At 69.0% G+C, this 16,041-nt stretch carries 15 protein-coding genes; 4 read left to right on the top strand and 11 right to left on the bottom strand.

Annotated elements, in window-relative coordinates:
* Positions 1 to 20: 20 nt before the first annotated feature.
* The 7 genes from L687_RS26365 to L687_RS26335 form a co-directional block, all read right to left on the bottom strand.
* The gene (locus tag L687_RS26365) at positions 21 to 890 is read right to left on the bottom strand and encodes a 3-hydroxyacyl-CoA dehydrogenase family protein (protein WP_021198795.1); all 870 of its coding nucleotides are present in this window, start codon (positions 888 to 890) and stop codon (positions 21 to 23) included.
* Positions 887 to 1,642 carry an enoyl-CoA hydratase/isomerase family protein gene (locus tag L687_RS26360; RefSeq protein ID WP_021198794.1) on the bottom strand — a complete coding sequence of 252 codons (756 nt, stop codon included), beginning with the start codon at positions 1,640 to 1,642 and terminating at the stop codon, positions 887 to 889. Before L687_RS26360 ends, L687_RS26365 begins: the two co-directional genes overlap by 4 nt.
* Positions 1,642 to 2,847: a thiolase family protein gene (locus L687_RS26355; protein WP_021198793.1), complete on the bottom strand. Its 1,206-nt coding sequence runs from the start codon at positions 2,845 to 2,847 to the stop codon at positions 1,642 to 1,644. The genes L687_RS26360 and L687_RS26355 overlap by 1 nt, the downstream gene beginning before the upstream one ends.
* Before the next feature lie 148 nt (positions 2,848 to 2,995).
* Positions 2,996 to 4,315 carry an MFS transporter gene (locus tag L687_RS26350; RefSeq protein WP_021198792.1) on the bottom strand — a complete coding sequence of 440 codons (1,320 nt, stop codon included), beginning with the start codon at positions 4,313 to 4,315 and terminating at the stop codon, positions 2,996 to 2,998.
* A gap of 136 nt (positions 4,316 to 4,451) precedes the next feature.
* Complete coding sequence (locus L687_RS26345; RefSeq protein ID WP_021198791.1) at positions 4,452 to 5,918, bottom strand: dihydrolipoamide acetyltransferase family protein; 1,467 nt, start codon at positions 5,916 to 5,918, stop codon at positions 4,452 to 4,454.
* A complete protein-coding gene (locus L687_RS26340) occupies positions 5,915 to 6,943 on the bottom strand; it encodes an alpha-ketoacid dehydrogenase subunit beta (RefSeq protein ID WP_021198790.1) in 1,029 nt (342 codons plus the stop codon). Before L687_RS26340 ends, L687_RS26345 begins: the two co-directional genes overlap by 4 nt.
* The gene (locus L687_RS26335) at positions 6,940 to 8,070 is read right to left on the bottom strand and encodes a thiamine pyrophosphate-dependent enzyme (RefSeq protein ID WP_031206816.1); all 1,131 of its coding nucleotides are present in this window, start codon (positions 8,068 to 8,070) and stop codon (positions 6,940 to 6,942) included. Before L687_RS26335 ends, L687_RS26340 begins: the two co-directional genes overlap by 4 nt.
* A gap of 150 nt (positions 8,071 to 8,220) precedes the next feature.
* On the opposite strand from L687_RS26335, the gene L687_RS26330 reads away from it, so the two are divergent.
* Positions 8,221 to 8,658: an Lrp/AsnC family transcriptional regulator gene (locus L687_RS26330; RefSeq protein WP_021198788.1), complete on the top strand. Its 438-nt coding sequence runs from the start codon at positions 8,221 to 8,223 to the stop codon at positions 8,656 to 8,658.
* Here the strand turns inward: L687_RS26330 and L687_RS26325 are convergent.
* The 3 genes from L687_RS26325 to L687_RS26315 are packed head-to-tail and all read right to left on the bottom strand — an operon-like array spanning position 8,643 to position 10,142.
* Complete coding sequence (locus L687_RS26325) at positions 8,643 to 9,080, bottom strand: DUF202 domain-containing protein (protein ID WP_021198787.1); 438 nt, start codon at positions 9,078 to 9,080, stop codon at positions 8,643 to 8,645. The two genes, L687_RS26330 and L687_RS26325, sit on opposite strands and share 16 nt — an antisense overlap.
* Positions 9,077 to 9,433, bottom strand: coding sequence for a YidH family protein (locus L687_RS26320; protein ID WP_021198786.1), 357 nt, complete (start codon positions 9,431 to 9,433; stop codon positions 9,077 to 9,079). The genes L687_RS26325 and L687_RS26320 overlap by 4 nt, the downstream gene beginning before the upstream one ends.
* Before the next feature lie 58 nt (positions 9,434 to 9,491).
* Positions 9,492 to 10,142, bottom strand: coding sequence for an HAD-IA family hydrolase (locus L687_RS26315; protein WP_021198785.1), 651 nt, complete (start codon positions 10,140 to 10,142; stop codon positions 9,492 to 9,494).
* A gap of 95 nt (positions 10,143 to 10,237) precedes the next feature.
* On the opposite strand from L687_RS26315, the gene L687_RS26310 reads away from it, so the two are divergent.
* Positions 10,238 to 11,353 carry a DUF998 domain-containing protein gene (locus tag L687_RS26310; protein WP_021198784.1) on the top strand — a complete coding sequence of 372 codons (1,116 nt, stop codon included), beginning with the start codon at positions 10,238 to 10,240 and terminating at the stop codon, positions 11,351 to 11,353.
* 32 nt (positions 11,354 to 11,385) lie between these two features.
* Here L687_RS26310 and L687_RS26305 read toward each other — a convergent pair whose 3' ends face one another.
* The gene (locus L687_RS26305) at positions 11,386 to 12,312 is read right to left on the bottom strand and encodes a hypothetical protein (protein ID WP_136053605.1); all 927 of its coding nucleotides are present in this window, start codon (positions 12,310 to 12,312) and stop codon (positions 11,386 to 11,388) included.
* A 91-nt stretch (positions 12,313 to 12,403) separates the two neighbouring features.
* Here L687_RS26305 and L687_RS26300 point away from each other — a divergent pair, with 91 nt between their 5' ends.
* Together L687_RS26300 and L687_RS26295 are read left to right on the top strand one after the other, a co-directional pair.
* Positions 12,404 to 14,227: an ABC-F family ATP-binding cassette domain-containing protein gene (locus L687_RS26300; protein ID WP_021198782.1), complete on the top strand. Its 1,824-nt coding sequence runs from the start codon at positions 12,404 to 12,406 to the stop codon at positions 14,225 to 14,227.
* A gap of 40 nt (positions 14,228 to 14,267) precedes the next feature.
* A complete protein-coding gene (locus L687_RS26295; protein WP_021198781.1) occupies positions 14,268 to 16,034 on the top strand; it encodes a Na+/H+ antiporter in 1,767 nt (588 codons plus the stop codon).
* Positions 16,035 to 16,041 lie beyond the last annotated feature (7 nt).

The raw sequence follows: 16,041 nt of genomic DNA, 5'->3' as shown, positions 1-16,041 counted from the left end.
TCCTTTCATGAGGGTTCCCTTCATGAGGCGTCCCATTCGTAGAAGCCGCGTCCGCTCTTGCGGCCGAGGTGTCCCTCGGCGACCAGTCGACGCAGCAGGGCGGGAGGTTCGAAGCGCTCGCCCAGATGCGCGGCGAGGTACTCGGCGATGCCGAGCCGCACGTCGAGGCCGACGATGTCGGTGAGCCGGAGCGGGCCGACCGGGTGCTTGTATCCGAGCGTCATCGCGGCGTCGATGTCCTCGGCGGAGGCGACGCCTTCCTCGAGCATGCGGATCGCCTCGAGGCCGACGGCGACGCCGAGTCGGGAGGACGCGAATCCGGGGGCATCTGCCACCACGATCGGCGTCTTGCCCAGCGCCTCCACCCAGCTGCGGGCGGAATCGACGAGCGGGGGAGCCGTGGTCGCACCTCGCACGATCTCGACGAGCGTGGAGGCCGGCACGGGGTTGAAGAAGTGCATGCCGAGGAAGCGTGAGGGGTGATCGAGCACGGCGGCCAGCTCATCGATAGAGATGGAGGAGGTGTTCGAGGCGATCGCCGCGTCGGGCGCGATCGCCGCCTCGACGCGTCGGAGCGCATCGATCTTGAGGGCGAGGTCTTCCGGCACCGCCTCGACGACGAGCGCGCACGACGCGAACAGCGCCGTATCCGTGCCCGTGGCGAGACGCTCCCGGTACCGGTCGACGGATTCGCCCGCCGTGCCTCTGGCGATCGAGGAGTCGACGGATTCGAGCACGCGGGCCGATGCCGATCTGGCCGCATGGGCATCGCGTTCGACGACGGTGACGCGGGAGCCTGCCAGCAGGAATGCGTGGGCGATCCCGGCGCCCATGCGTCCGCCGCCGAGCACCCCCACGTGTCGCGGGGCCGGGGAACTGCTCTCGGTCATCGGTCTCTCCGCTCCAGGAAGTCGGTCATCCGCCGGAACTTCTCCGGACTCTCGAAGAGCTCGGCCTGCGCTTCCAGGTCGACGGCGGGATGGTGGTCGCGCGGCGCGCGGAAGACACGCTTGGTCGCGATGGTGGCTGCCCGGTCGTTGCGGGCGATGCGATCGACGAGGGCGTGGGCGGCGGGCAGAAGCTCCGCTGTCTCATGGATCGCCGATACGAGACCGATGCGCAGCGCCTCATCGGCCTTCACGGTGCGACCGGTGAGCAGCAGCTCGATGGCCCTGGCGTCTCCGATGATCTCCTTCAGGCGCCACCCTGCCCCCGCTGCGGCGAGGATGCCCAGCCCGGTCTCGGGGTTGCCGATGGCGAGCGATGGCGAGGCGATGCGGATGTCCGCGGCATAGGCGAGTTCGGCTCCTCCACCGAGGGCGTACCCGTCGATCGCGGCGATGACCGGCATCGGCAGCTCGGCGAGCCGGATGAACGCGTGGGCGTTGATCCCACGAAGCGCATCGGCCGCACGGCGCTCGCGCAGCTCGGCAATGTCGGCGCCCGCGGCGAACACTCCTCCGGCCCCGGTGAGGATCAGCGGGCGCGGCACGGCTTCGAGTTCGGCGCACAGCACGTGGATCGCGTCGATCGTGGCCTGGTCGATCGCGTTGCGCTTGTGCGGTCGGTGGAGCGTCGCCACCACGCGGTCGTCGTGACGCTCGACGACGAGCGGTCCGCTGTCGAGGGGGCCGGCGGCCATCAGACCTTCTCCACGATCACGGCTGCGCCCTGCCCCACGCCGACGCACATGGTGGCGAGTCCGTATCGAGAGCCTTCGCGCTCCATGCGGCCGAGGAGGGTGACGAGCAGACGGGATCCGGAGGAGCCGAGTGGGTGGCCGAGGGCGATGGCTCCGCCGTCGGCATTCACGCGCGACTCGTCGAGTCCGAGTCTTCTGATGCAGGCGATGGATTGCGTGGCGAACGCCTCGTTGAGCTCGATCGAGCCGATGTCGTCGATGGAGAGCCCGGATCGACGCAGCGCCTTCTGTGTCGCAGGAACCGGGCCGAGGCCCATGACCTCGGGAGCCAGGCCCGCACTGGTGCCGGCCACGATACGTGCCCGCGGCACCAGTCCGTAGCGCTCGACGGCTTCCGCGCTCGCCACGACGATCGCGGAAGCACCGTCGTTGAGGGCGCTGGAGTTGCCGGCGGTGACGACCTGACCGCCGGCCACGACGGGACGCAGGCGCGCAAGTCCCTCGAGGGTCGTCTCCGGACGGGGGCCCTCGTCCACGCGGACCTCCGCACCGGCGCTGACGGCGGCGTCGAGGGGGACGCCGACGATCTCCGCCTCGAAGCGTCCATCGGCGATCGCCGATGCGGCGCGCTGCTGCGATCGCAGTGCGAACGCATCCGCTTCGTCGCGGGTGATGCGGTCGACGCGAGCGACCTCCTCTGCGGTCTCCGGCATCGTGAACGTCGCCTTCTCTCGTGCGAGCAGGCGGGGGTTCGGGAATCTCCAGCCGATCGAGGTGTCGAAAGCAGCGCCCGGCTTCGCCCAGGCCTTCTCCGGTTTGGCCTGCACCCAGGGGGCGCGTGTCATCGACTCGACGCCGCCGGCGACGATGAGGTCGGCATCACCGGCGCGGATGGCCTGCGCTGCCATCGTGACGGCCGACATCCCCGAGGCGCACAGCCGGTTGACCGTGATGCCGGGCACGGTGTCGGGGAGGCCCGCGAGCAGGACGGCCATCCTGGCGACGTTGCGGTTGTCTTCCCCGGCCTGGTTGGCCGCACCGAGGATCACCTCGTCGATCTCCGCCTGCAGGGGGTCGATCCCCGCGCGCCGCACCGCTTCGCGCACGACGATCGATGCGAGGTCGTCGGGGCGCACGGAGGCGAGGGCGCCGCCGTAGCGTCCGACCGGGGTGCGTACGCCTCCGACGAGATATGCCTCGGTCATGCGGAACTCCTGACTTCGTTGTCTCGACGGCGACCGTCGTCCGGCTGATCGGTCTGTCCGGACGATCGGCCCGAATTACTGACCGATCGTCCGGTAATTATGGCACAGGCGCGGTGACCACCGCGATCCCGCGTCGTCGATCGGCTCGTCAGGTGTGCAGATCCACGCCCTTCGTCTCTTTGACGAGCGAGACGCCGATGAGCGAGATCACGGCGGCCACGGCGATGTAGATGCCGATTGTCCATGCCGCGTGGAACTGGTTCATCAGAGCCTCGGCGATCATCGGTGCGAAGGCTCCGCCGAGGATGGCCCCGAGGGCATACCCGATCGAGACGCCCGAGTAGCGCACGTTCGCGGGGAACATCTCCGCGTAGAGGGCGGCCTGAGGGCCGTACGACAAACCGAGGGCGAACGTCATCACGAACAGCGCCACGAAGTACCAGAGGATGTTCGCGGTATCGATCAGGAACCACATCGGCACCGCCCAGAGCGCGAGTACCACGTAGCCGATCTGGAAGGTGCGGATGCGGCCGAGTCGATCGGAGAGATGTCCGCCCCACAGGGTGAAGATGAGCCAGCCGAACGAGGCGAGCGTCGTCGCCAGCAGCACCGGCGGACGTTCCATGCCCAGCGTCGTGACGGCGTAGGTCGCGAAGAAGGCGATGAGCAGGTAGCCCGCCGCGTTGTTCGCGATGAAGATGATCGCGGTGAGGACGACCTGCTTGGTGTTCTGGCGGAACAGGCGGCTCAGCGGGGCGGAGGCCTCCTTGCGGCGACGTCGCAGATCCTCGAAGACCGGGCTCTCGTCGACCGCGCGACGGATCACGTAACCGACAGCGATGAGCACGATCGAGAGCAGGAACGGGATGCGCCACCCCCACTCGAGGAAGGCCTCCGGCGACATCGAGCTGGTGAGCACCCACAGTGTCGAGGTCGCGAGGATCATGCCGACAGGCACGCCGATCTGCGGAAAGGCCCCGAAGAGCCCTCGTCGGTTGTTCGGGGCATGCTCGACTGCCATCAATGCCGCGCCGCCCCACTCGCCACCCGCGGAGAACCCCTGCACGATGCGGAGCAGGATGAGCAGGATGGGCGCGGCCACGCCGATGGCCGCGTACGTCGGCAGGAGACCGATCAGAGACGTGGACAGTCCCATCATGATGAGTGTGAGCACGAGCATCTTCTTGCGCCCGAGCTTGTCGCCGAGGTGGCCGGCGACGATCGCCCCCAGGGGGCGGAAGAGGAACGAGATGCCGATCGTGGCGAAGGAGAGCACCTGCGCGAAGCCGGGACTCTCCTCGGCGATGGGGGCGAGGAACAGGGGCGCGAGGACCAGCCCTGCGGCCTGGGCGTAGATGAAGAAGTCGTACCACTCGATCGACGTACCGACGAGGGTGCCGGCGAGCACCCTCCGTTCTTCGGCGGGCATTCGTGCGGACGAGGTGCGGTCGGACACTGCTGACGTCATGCGAACTCCGTTGTTCTGCGATTCCGAGGGGAGAGGGCGATGAAGCACTCCGGTTATTCATGACCGAATGGTCGGTCAGTAATTGCCGAGCGTAGCGCATCGTCATCCGCGGAATCGAGAATCCAGGACTTCTCCGTCAGACCCTCCCGAACGCGCGCAGCGGATGCTCGATGAGCTCGGTCACCCGCCGCAGGAAGCCCGCGGCGTAGCCGCCGTCGCACACCCGGTGGTCGAACGCGAGGGAGAGCTGCACGATCCGGCGCGCCACGATCGCCCCCTCCACGACCCACGGTCGCTCGATGATCCGCCCGATGCCGAGGATCGCCACATCGGGGTGGTTGATGATCGCGGCCGATCCATCGACCCCGAGGCCGCCGTAGTTGTTGAGGGTGAACGTCGATCCCCGCAGGCGCTCCGGCGGCATCGTCCCGGAGCGCGCCGTGGCGGTGAGCTCGCGCAGTGCCGTGTCGAGCTGCGCGACCGTGAGCGCGTGCGCGCGGGGGAGCACCGGAACAAGGAGCCCCCGTTCGGTGTCTGCTGCGATGCCGAGGTTCACGCCGTCGAACGAGATGATCTCGTCCCCGCTCTCCTTGAGGCGCGATGCGAGCACGGGATAGTCCTCGAGGGCGAGCAGGACGAAACGTGCGAGGAGCGCGGTCACCGACGGAGCCTTGCCTCCCTCCGGTGCCATCTGCGAACGCAGGTCCCACAGCGTGGTGGCATCGACGTCGACCCAGACGGTGGCTTCGGGGATCTCGGATCGGCTGCGGGTGAGCTTCGCGCTCACAGCCCGACGCAACGGCGACATCCGCTCGCGGGAGAGCACCCCGAGGCCGTCGACCGTCTCGGCGAGCGGGTGTCCGGGCGTGCCGCCGCCTGCGGTGGAGCCGTCATGGTGTGCAGCGGCAGCGTCCACGGCAGTGTCCACGGCAGTGTCGACGGCGTTCTCGACGGCGGCCCGCAGCACGTCTGCGCGCGTCACGGCGCCGTCGGTGCCGGTCGCGGCGATCGAGTGCACGTCGAGACCGAGGTCCCGAGCGAGTCGGCGAACGAGCGGGGAGCGGACAGCGACAGGTCTGCGGTCGGCCGATCGCGACGGAGGAGGAGTCTCGGGGGTGCTCGGGGCGGAAGGGACCGCGGTCGGCGTGGGGGTCGATGCTGTCGCCGGTGACCGAGGCGCAGACACCGAGGCGGCTGACGGACGGCGTCGCCCCATGGTGGGACGCGCGGTGGTGCCGTAGCCGATGAGCACGTTCCCCGAACCCGCGCGCTCCTCTTCGCGGTAGGCCTCGTGCTCGGGCTGCGCCGGTTCGGCGGTGGGCGCGGCCGGAGACGGCAGGGAGTCCGCCACCTCGAGCACGGGGGCACCGACGTCGATCGTGTCGCCGGCGGTGCCGTGCAGCGCGGTGACGATGCCGGCGAACGGCGACGGCAGCTCGACGATGCTCTTCGCGGTCTCGACCTCGGCGATCGGCTGATCGGTCGTGATGGTGTCTCCCACCGACACGAGCCACTGCACGAGTCCGGCCTCGGTGAGGCCTTCGCCGAGGTCGGGCAGGAGGAACACCTGCGTGCCAGCGTGCGGCTTCAGCGGGGTGCTCATGCGTCGTCCTCCCAGTGCAGCGTGTCGATCGCGTCGAGCACGCGATCGACGTCGGGCAGGTACCAGTGCTCGAGCTTCGGCGGGGCATACGGCGTGTCGAAGCCGGTCACCCGGCGCACGGGAGCTGCGAGGTACTCGAAGCAGCGCTCGAAGACGCGAGCCTGGATCTCGGATGCGACGCTCACGTATCCCGGGGCCTCGGCGATGACCACGGCGCGGCCGGTCGACTTCACGGCGGCCGTCACCGTCGCATCGTCGAACGGCGAGAGCGAGCGCACGTCGACGACCTGCACGCTGCGCCCCTCGGCGGCGGCGACGTCGGCGACGTCGAGCGCGAGCGGAACCGATGACCCGTATGCCAGGAGCGTCACGTCGGAACCCTCACGGGCGATTCGGGCCGTTCCCAGGTCGGCGGTGACCGAGGTGTCGACCTCGCCCTTGGCCCAGTAGAGCTTCTTCGGTTCGAGGAAGACCACAGGGTCGGGGGAGGTGATCGCCGCACGCAGCAGCGAGTAGGCATCCTGCGGAGTGGACGGGCTGACGACCGTGAGGCCGGGCGTGTGCGCGTAGTAGGCCTCGGACGAGTCGCAGTGATGCTCCACCCCGCCGATGCCGCCGCCGAAGGGGATGCGGATCACCAACGGCATCCGCATGCCGCCCCGGGTGCGGTTGCCGAGTTTGGCGACGTGGCTGACGACCTGCTCGAAGGCGGGGAGGGCGAACGCATCGAACTGCATCTCGACCACGGGACGAAGGCCGTTCATGGCCATGCCGACAGCGGTGCCGACGATGCCGGATTCCGCGAGCGGGGTGTCGAAGCAGCGCTCTTCGCCGAACCGGGCGGTGAGACCGTCGGTGATGCGGAAGACACCGCCCAGCGCGCCCACGTCTTCGCCGAACACCACGACATCGGGATCGGACTCGATGGCATCGGCCAGGGCACGGTTCAACGCGGCGGCCATCGTCATCGTCGTCACCGTGGCGGCTTCGCTCTCGGTGCGGGTGTCGTCCTGTGCGATCGTCATCGGCGTGCTCCGTTCATCGCGGCTCCGGCTCCGGCTCCGGCATCGGTGAGACGCGACCGTTCGATCTCGCCGCGCAGCAGGTCCCACTGCTCGTCGAGCTGAGAGGATCGGGTCTCGGTCACGAAGCGGAACAGGTCTTCGGGGTCGAGGTCGGCGTCGGTGTTCAACGCGGTCCGCATCGCTGCGGCGATCTCCTCGGCTCCCGAGGCGAAGCGCTCCTCGGTCGCGGTGTCGAGCGCGCCGGTGGCGGTCAGGTGCGCCCGAAGGCGCAGCAGCGGGTCACGGGCGATCCAGGCCTGCACCTCGTCGCGCTCCCGGTAGCGGGTGTCGTCGTCGGCGTTGGTGTGCGCCTGCATCCGATACGTGTGCGCCTCGACGAGGCTCGGCCCTCCGCCGGCGCGGGCGCGAGACATGGCCTCGTCGAGCACGGCGACCACGGCGGCGACGTCGTTGCCGTCGACCCGCTGCCCGGGCATCCCGTAGCCGATGGCCTTGTGGGCGAGCGAGGGGGCGGCCGTCTGGCGAGAGAGCGGGACCGAGATCGCGAACTCGTTGTTCTGCACGAAGAAGACCACGGGGACGTGGAACACCGCGGCGAAGTTCATGGCTTCGTGGAAGTCGCCCTCACTGGTGGCGCCGTCGCCGCAGAGCGCGAGGACGACCGTGTCCTCGCCCCGATGCTTCGCCGCCTGGGCGAAGCCGACGGCGTGCAGCAGCTGGGTGGCGAGCGGAGTGGCCTGCGGGGCGACGCGGTGTGCGCGCACGTCGTACCCCGAATGCCAGTCGCCCTTGAGGAGCACCATCGCATCGGCGGGGTCGACACCGCGCGCGATGACGGCGACCGAGTCGCGATAGGTGGGGAACAGCCAATCCGTGGCGCCGAGCGACATGGCGGCACCGACCTGGCAGGCTTCCTGCCCGTGCGACGACGGGTAGACGGCGAGGCGGCCCTGGCGCACGAGGGCTCCGGCCTGATCGTTGATGCGCCGGCCCTCGACGAGCCCGCGGTACGCCGCGAGCAGCGTGTCCGAATCGGGGAGCGCATACCGCTCGTCGGCGACGGCCGTTCCGTCTTCGTCGATCAGTTGCACCGCGGTGTCGCGCGGGAGCAGGTCGGTGTGCAGCATGCGTTCGCCCTCCTTGCCGAACTCGATGAGGACAGCATGCCTCTGGGGCGTCACTCATCCAAGATCTTTTGCGGAATCGTGGATGAAAGCTCGTCACATGAGGCATTCTTGAGCGAAGTGTCAGAAATTCTGCATCGAGGAAGGGGTCGCATGGTCGCTCTGGATGAGACGGATCGGGCAATCCTCGAGGAACTGCGTCAGGATGCGCGCGCGTCGATGACCGCGATCGCGGATGCCGTGCACATCTCGCGCGCCGGTGCGCACGCGAGGATCAAACGGCTCACCGACACAGGCGTCATCACGGGGTACACGGTGCGCACCGACCCTGTGCTGCTCGGGCACCACGCCAGTGCCTACGTGACCCTCGCGATCGAGCAGGCGACCTGGCAGGCGGTGAGCGAACGGCTGCGCTCGATACCCGAGATCGAGCACATGGCGCTGGTCGGTGGCGACTTCGACGTGATCCTGCTGGTGCGTGCGAACGACGCCCGCGATCTGCGTCGCATCGTGCTGGAGGACATCCAGGCGATCCCCTCGATCCGCTCGACGAGGACGACGCTGATCTTCGAGGACTATCCGCGCAACTGAACGAACGACGACACGACGACGATCCCGATGCACAGGACCCCGAATGCCGTTGCGAGAGCGGTGAGGGCGACGAGCAGCCCTCCGCCGGGCGCCGTGATCCGCGCCGAGCCCGGCGGCGTCGCGCCCGGAAGTGTCGAGTGCAGCCATGCGGTCATCCGCAGCTGACGTCGGCGTGCCGCGAACCAGAGGGCGCAGGCCGCCACGAGGCCGACAGCACCGGGGACGAACCCCCACGCGGTGAAGGCGGGCGGTAGCAGCAGAGGGAAGATGCGCAGCGACACCAGCGAGCCGATGGCGATCGCGAGGGCCGTGCGGCGCCAGGCGAGTTCGGTGCGCTCGGGTTGCAGGCCCGGATCGAAAGGCCCCTGTGCGTGTGGCCCCGGAGCATCCGGTCGTCCGGTATCCGACCTGCGAGCCGTCACCGCCAGAGCACCCCGGCCAGGACGAGCAGGCCGACGACCGTCACCACGATCGCGAGCACCACGGCAGAGAATGCTCCGGGCAGTGGGCGGGAGCGACGCATCGCACGTTCGGCGCGCATCCACTCCCACCAGGCGAGCGGTGCGACGGCAGTGCCGGTGACGATCAGCACCAGCGAGGCTGCGAGACGGAAGCCGGCGTGGAGGTCGAGGCCGAGCACCTCGAGGGCGACGCCACCGGCGATCAGCGCGAGCCCGGTGCGCGTCCAGGCGAGAAACGTCCGCTCGTTCGCGAGAGAGAAGCGCGGATCGGGCTCCTCACCGGTTTCGTAGACCGAGGCGGGGAAACGTCGCATCGCCTCATCGTAGCGGCGCGGGCAGATCGTGAAGGGTCGGCGGGAGGAGCGGGCGACGTCATCCGATCGTGAGCTCGAACCCGTCGGCCGTGGGGGAGACAGCGACCTGGGAGAGGTCGGTGACTAGGACGGTCGGGTGGTGGGCCGCGGCGTGCGTGCCCACGCCGACGACGCGCATTCCCGCAGCGAGGCCCGCCTGGATGCCCGCACCGGAGTCTTCGAACACGACACAATCCGCCGGAGCGATCCCGAGCAGTTCTGCCGCGCGGAGGAACCCTTCGGGGTCGGGCTTGGAGGCGGACACATCCTCGGCCGTGACCTTCTGTGCGGGAACGGTGAGGCCCGCGGCCCGCATCCGTGCGGTCATGAGTGCGACGTTCGCGGAGGTGACGATCGCGTGTGGGAAGGGCCGCAGCGCATCGAGCAGCGCACGTGCGCCGGGGATCTCGATCACTCCGTCGACGTCACCCGCCTCGTTCGCGAGCATGATGTCGTTCTCGTGGAGGTTGATCGCATGATCGCGCTCCGGAAGCATGATCGCCATGCTCTGATGGCCCTGTCGCCCGTGCACGGTGCGCAGCACCGTCTCCGGATCGATGCCGTGCGGCTCTGCCCATGCGAGCCACAGCCGTTCCACGACGGCGGTCGAGTCGACGAGGGTGCCGTCCATGTCGAGGAGGGCGGCGCGGGCGGCGATGGTCTGGGTCACCCGTCCAGGCTAGTCGCACACGCGACGAACGCCCGGGCGCGCAAGCCGGTGCGCGGCGTGCGCGGCTTCTAGGATGTGGACCGGGAAGGACGAGGATGAACGCACTCGCGAGCAGGGTGATGCAGGTGCTGCGTCAGGTGCGCGGCCCGGCGACGGCGGAGGCCGTCTTCGAGGCGACGGCGCTGATCGTCGGCGCCGGTTTCTTCGTCTCAGGATTCCTGATCGGACTCCCGGTCTTCTGGGGCCACGACCTGGCGATCAGCGGCAGCGGCTCGATCGGAGTCTTCGCGGCGTACGGGGGCGCGATCACCGCCGTCATCGCCTTCACCCTCGGGCGCGTCGCCGTACGCCCCGCGCAGCCCGACCCCCGCGCGGCGCGCGACGGTTTCAGCGTGCCGGGGGATCGGCTGCGGTGGTACGACCTCACCGCCATCGCCTTCGCCCACGCGGCCATCGCGTACCTCGGCTGGCTCGGCGTCGCCGAGCTCCTCGAGCGGAGCTTCACCGATGCCCCGGTGTTCCCGTTCCCCGGCGCCATCCTGGTGGCGGTCGCCTTCGCGCTGACCGGATACGTCTGTTTCCTCAGTGCCGTCGCCCTGACCCCGATGGTGCTGTCGCTGGTGCTCGCCGTCTTCCTCGTGGTCGGCGCATTCGCCAGCATGCTCGCCTCCAGCGACGTGCACTGGTGGCGCGACAACCTGTCAGCGCTCGGCATGAGCACCAACAGCGCATCGGTCGCGTTCAATGTGACGCTGGTCATCGCCGGGGTGATGATCACGACGATCTCCCGCTACGCGACCGCGGGGCTCCCGGCCGAGAGCCCGGAGGAACGGCGAGGACGCTTCATGGTGCGCGGCGGACTGATCCTGATGGGCATCTTCCTCGCGTGCGTCGGTATCTTCCCGGTGGACGAGTTCTTCCTCCTGCACAACACCGTCGCGACGGGTATGACCGTGGTGTTCGGGATCGTCGTGGTCGGCCTGCCGTGGTTCCTGCCGACCATCCCTCGTGTGTTCGTGGTCTTCGGGTGGATCTACGTGCTGGTAATCATCCTGCTCGCGGCCTTCTTCGCGGTCGGCTACTACAACCTCACCGCTGTCGAGCTGATCGCCGCCGTGCTGATCTTCAGCTGGATCATCGTGTTCCTCCGCACGGCGGGGTCGGTCACCGCACCGGCGGTCTCGGCCGATGCAGCGACCGAGACGGGCTGACGAGGCGGGCTGACGAGGCGGTCGCGCCGGGGCTAGTCCCAGATCGGATCGTCGGGGTCGGGGGAGTCCGTGCCGTCGGCGTCGGTCATGATGCGCGCTTCGGCGATCCACGACGTCAGAGAATCGTCGTGGAGCATATGAGGTCGTGGCGGGCCGAGAAGCTCGGGGATCGTCACGATGCTCAGCGGCTCGTCGCTCGCGAAGATGACGACGTTGCCCAGTGGCCCTTCATCATCCTCCGGTTCGGCGTCGAGGACGACGGCGACGTGGTCGAACACGGTGCGCAGGGTGGCCGCCTGTCGCCGTGAGTACTCGAACGGGTGCCCGTCGAGCAGGTTCACGGCCACGACGCCCGCCGCGGCGGAGCGTGCGGCGACGCGGCGGTAGAACTCCTGGCTGGCCACACGATGTCGGATGACCGCGGCATCCCACAGATCCACGACTGTGAACTGCGCATCCACCCAGTCGGTGTCGATCGCGGTGCTCTCCGCTGCAGCCGCGGCGACCGCGGGGACAGAGGACGAGGGCGCCGACGAGCGCTTCTCGTCGGGGAGATCCGCGTCTGCGACCGCTCGCGCATCGCCGAAGATGACGCGCAGATCGGTGCCGGAGGGCAGCGGCAGGGCGGCGACCACCGCGGTGTAGAGGGCGGGTTCGAACTCCACCGCGAGCTGCGGGGACCCGGCACGCGTGGCCGCGACGTAGCGAGCCAGCGTGAGTGCTCCGGCGCCCAGATGCACGGTGAACAGCGGGGCACCGGGCTCCGCCGCGGCGTCCATCGCTCTGGCGATGTGCTGGATGTAGGCGTATTCGAGCGCGGTGGGATCGGTCATCGAGACGACGGACTGCGGAATCCCATCGACGCTGAGCTCGAAGCGACCGGGTCGTCTCTTCGACTCCATCAGCTTCGCCTTGCGATTGTCGAGCATGAGCGAGAACACCCGGCGATTCCTTGGCACCCGTCGATCCTAGATCGGGCGACGTCCGTCGGAGGCAGCCTTCCGGGCAACGGCCGGACGGTTCGTCGCACGCGGCTACCCTGGAAGGAACATGGCACATCTTCTCGGGGCTGAAGCCCTCCACCTCGAATATCCGACCAGGGTCGTCTTCGACTCCGTGACCCTCGGCATCGAGGAGGGCGACCGCATCGGCATAGTCGGCCGCAACGGCGACGGCAAGTCGAGCCTGCTCGGCATGCTGGCAGGCATCAAGGAACCGAACTCTGGACGCGTCACGGTGCGCGGAGGAACGCGGATCGGCGTGCTCGATCAGGCCGACAACCTGCCAGACGACCTCACCATCAGTGCGGCGGTCGTCGGCGACACCCCGGAGTACGAGTGGGCGGGCGATGCGCGGATCCGCGACGTCATCGAAGGGCTGCTCACCGACCTCCCGTGGGATGCCGAGATCGGTTCTCTCAGCGGTGGGCAGCGGCGTCGGGTGTCGCTCGCGAAGCTCCTCACCGGAGACTGGGACGTCATCGCCCTCGACGAGCCGACCAACCATCTCGACGTCGAGGCGATCACCTGGCTCGCCGGACACCTCAAGAAGCGCTGGTCGCCGAACTCGGGCGCCCTCATGGTCGTGACGCACGACCGATGGTTCCTCGATGAGATCAGCACCGAGACCTGGGAGGTGCACGACCGCATCGTCGAGCCCTTCGAGGGCGGCTACGCGGCGTACATCCTGCAGCGCGTCGAGCGCGACCGGATGGCGGCCGCCACCGAGGCGAAGCGTCAGAACCTCGCCAAGAAGGAGCTCGCGTGGCTCCGCCGTGGCGCTCCGGCCCGCACGGCCAAGCCGAAGTTCCGCATCGACGCGGCCAATGAGCTCATCGCCGACGTCCCCGAGATCCGCGACAAGGTGTCGCTGCAGTCGCTCGCCGTCTCGCGACTCGGGAAGGACGTGGTCGACCTGCTCGACGTCGGGGTGACCTACCCGACGGCGGACGGCGGCGAGAAGGTCGTGCTGCGCGACATCGAGTGGCGCATCGCGCCGGGGGAGCGCACCGGGATCCTCGGTGTGAACGGCGCCGGCAAGTCGACGCTGCTCGGCCTCATCTCCGGCACCGTGGAGCCGACCGTCGGACGGGTCAAGCGCGGCACGACGGTGAAGGTGCAGACCCTCACACAGCGGCTCGACGAGCTCACCCAGCACTGGAACGACCCGGTGCGTGTGATCATCTCGGGCCTGCGCACCTCCTACACGATGGGGGCCGGCTCCAAGGCGCAGGACCTCACGCCCGGGCAGCTGCTCGAACGGCTCGGGTTCGACTCCGCCCAGCTCTCCACTCCGGTCAAGGATCTCTCGGGTGGACAGCAGCGTCGCCTGCAGCTGCTTCTCGTGCTGCTCGACCAGCCGAACGTGCTGATCCTCGACGAGCCGACCAACGACCTCGACACCGACATGCTCGCCGCGATCGAGGACCTTCTCGACTCCTGGTCGGGCACGCTCCTGGTCGTCAGCCACGACCGGTACTTCCTGGAGCGCGTCACCGACCAGCAGTACGCGATCCTCGACGGTCACCTGCGTCACCTCCCCGGCGGGGTCGACGAGTATCTGCGACTGCGTCACCTGCAGTCCTCCACCGGGTCGAAGCAGACCGCGACGGCCGCAGCGACGGCGACGGCCACAGCTGCCGCGAAGGGGCTCGACGGTGCGGCACTGCGCACGGCGCAGAAGGAGGTGTCCGCTCTCGAGCGGCGCATCCAGAAGCTCACGCAGCAGGTGAACGCCGCCAAGACCGCGCTGGCGGACCACGACCAGTCCGACTATGCGGGCCTCGGCGACCGGATGAAGAAGATCAGCGACCAGCAGGCCGAGATCGAGGAGCTGGAGCTGCGCTGGTTCGAACTCACGGAGGAGATCGGCTGACGGAGGAATATCCTTCTCTCAACGCTGTTGGGAGGTAGGGATGGAAGGCCTCGAAGTAACTGTCCTGCTCGGACTCACGATTCTCGTCGGAACCCTGATCGCCCCGCGCGTGCGTCTCGCGCTGCCCCTCGTCCTCGTCATCTTCGGACTGCTGCTGGGGTTCGTGCCTCCGCTGCGCGAAGTGCAGCTGCCTCCCGAAACGGTGCTGCTGCTGTTCCTGCCGGTGATGCTCTTCTGGGAGAGCCTCACCACGTCTCTGCGGTCGATCCGCCGTGACTTCCGCTACATCCTGCCGATGAGCACAGTGCTGGTCGTCGCCTCGGCGTTCGCGGTCGCCGGTATCGGAGTGCTGTTCGGGATGCCGTGGGAGATCGCCCTCATCCTGGGTGCCGCGGTCGCGCCGCCGGATGCCACGGCCGTCGCCGCCCTCGGGCGTCTGCTGCCGCGCCGCATGTTCATGAAGCTCAAGGCCGAGAGCCTGACCAACGACGGCACGGCGCTGGTGCTTTACGCGATCGCGGTGTCGCTGGCGCTCGGCGGCCAGATCACCCCGCTGTCGGTCACGCTCGACGTGCTGGTCTCCTATGTCGGCGGCATCGCGGCCGGTGTCATCGTCGCGGCTCTCGGGTACCTGCTGCTGCGGCGCACGTCGTCGACGATCGTGATCAACGTCGCTCTGCTCCTGATTCCCTTCACGGCGTTCCTCGTCGCCGAGATGGTGCACGCCTCCGGTGTGCTGGCGGTCGTGGTCGCGGGTCTCATCGTCGCCTACGTGTCGCCGAGGGTCACGACGGCCTCTTCCCGGCGGCAGGCCGACGCGGCGTGGCCGTTCGGCGTCTTCCTGCTCAACGGCGCCCTGTTCGTCCTGATCGGGCTCGAGGTGCAGTACGTCGTGCATGAGATCTCCGCGGCGGCGATCGGTCGCCTGGTGCTCATCACGCTCGCCGTCTGGGCGACGCTGCTGGCCGTGCGCTACCTGTTCCAGCTGGTGAACGTGCTGTTCCAGCGTCAGGCCGGGCCGAGACCCGCACGCGGCGCCAGGGCACGGGCCAGAGTCGTCTCCACCGTCGCCGGTATGCGCGGCGCCGTCTCGCTCGCGATCGCGCTGTCTGTCCCCACGAGCATCACAGAGGGTGGGGCCATCAACGGACGCGATGAGATCGTGTTCGTGACCGCCGGCGTCATCCTGCTGAGTCTGCTCGTGCAGGGGCCGCTCCTGCCCGCGATCGTGCGGTGGGCGCGGTTCCCCGTCGACCACGTCGAGGACGAGGAATACGAACTCGCCGAGCGGGCGATCTCCGGGGCGGCGCTCGCCGCTCTCGACGACCTCGCGGCTGAGCACGGCGTGGGTCAGGAAGTCCTCGATCGCGTGCGGTCGGAGGGCTATCAGATGCTCGAGTTCGCGAACGCCCGGTCGTTGGCCCGCGAGCAGGCCCTCGTCGACGCGGAAGCCGATGCTCTCGACGAGATGCTCGGCGAGCCCGACCCCCTCGGTGCCGGAACCGCCGACATCGGAGACGACCCCACCACGGGAGGCGGAACCTCGCAGGCGACGGAGGGGGAGGGCACCGACGGCACGGTGCTGCAGATGATCGCGACCTCGACCGATGTCGACCTCGCGCAGCGCTCGCCGCTGATCCGGCATGAGGAGCACACGCGACTCAAGCTCGCCCTGATCGACCGCAAGCGTGAGGTCCTCCTCGGGCTGCGTGGCGCCGGCACGGTCGACGACATCGTCGTGCGCCGCATCTCCGCCCGACTCGACCTCGAGCAGGTGCGCCTGCAGGGGATCGAGGAGTACGACTGAACACCCG

Source organism: Microbacterium maritypicum MF109, from assembly GCF_000455825.1.
Classification (GTDB): Bacteria; Actinomycetota; Actinomycetes; order Actinomycetales; family Microbacteriaceae; genus Microbacterium; species Microbacterium maritypicum_A.
Note: the sequence above shows the minus strand (reverse complement) of the source record. Positions and strands in the feature narration are given on the sequence as shown.

What these genes read in the sequence shown, in the direction of transcription:
- L687_RS26365 (WP_021198795.1), bottom strand. Translation starts at nt 890, where the DNA reads ATGACCGAGAGCAGTTCCCCGGCCCCGCGACACGTGGGGGTGCTCGGC.
- L687_RS26360 (WP_021198794.1), bottom strand. Translation starts at nt 1,642, where the DNA reads ATGGCCGCCGGCCCCCTCGACAGCGGACCGCTCGTCGTCGAGCGTCAC.
- L687_RS26355 (WP_021198793.1), bottom strand. Translation starts at nt 2,847, where the DNA reads ATGACCGAGGCATATCTCGTCGGAGGCGTACGCACCCCGGTCGGACGC.
- L687_RS26350 (WP_021198792.1), bottom strand. Translation starts at nt 4,315, where the DNA reads ATGACGTCAGCAGTGTCCGACCGCACCTCGTCCGCACGAATGCCCGCC.
- L687_RS26345 (WP_021198791.1), bottom strand. Translation starts at nt 5,918, where the DNA reads ATGAGCACCCCGCTGAAGCCGCACGCTGGCACGCAGGTGTTCCTCCTG.
- L687_RS26340 (WP_021198790.1), bottom strand. Translation starts at nt 6,943, where the DNA reads ATGACGATCGCACAGGACGACACCCGCACCGAGAGCGAAGCCGCCACG.
- L687_RS26335 (WP_031206816.1), bottom strand. Translation starts at nt 8,070, where the DNA reads ATGCTGCACACCGACCTGCTCCCGCGCGACACCGCGGTGCAACTGATC.
- L687_RS26330 (WP_021198788.1), top strand. Translation starts at nt 8,221, where the DNA reads ATGGTCGCTCTGGATGAGACGGATCGGGCAATCCTCGAGGAACTGCGT.
- L687_RS26320 (WP_021198786.1), bottom strand. Translation starts at nt 9,433, where the DNA reads ATGCGACGTTTCCCCGCCTCGGTCTACGAAACCGGTGAGGAGCCCGAT.
- L687_RS26310 (WP_021198784.1), top strand. Translation starts at nt 10,238, where the DNA reads ATGAACGCACTCGCGAGCAGGGTGATGCAGGTGCTGCGTCAGGTGCGC.
- L687_RS26300 (WP_021198782.1), top strand. Translation starts at nt 12,404, where the DNA reads ATGGCACATCTTCTCGGGGCTGAAGCCCTCCACCTCGAATATCCGACC.
- L687_RS26295 (WP_021198781.1), top strand. Translation starts at nt 14,268, where the DNA reads ATGGAAGGCCTCGAAGTAACTGTCCTGCTCGGACTCACGATTCTCGTC.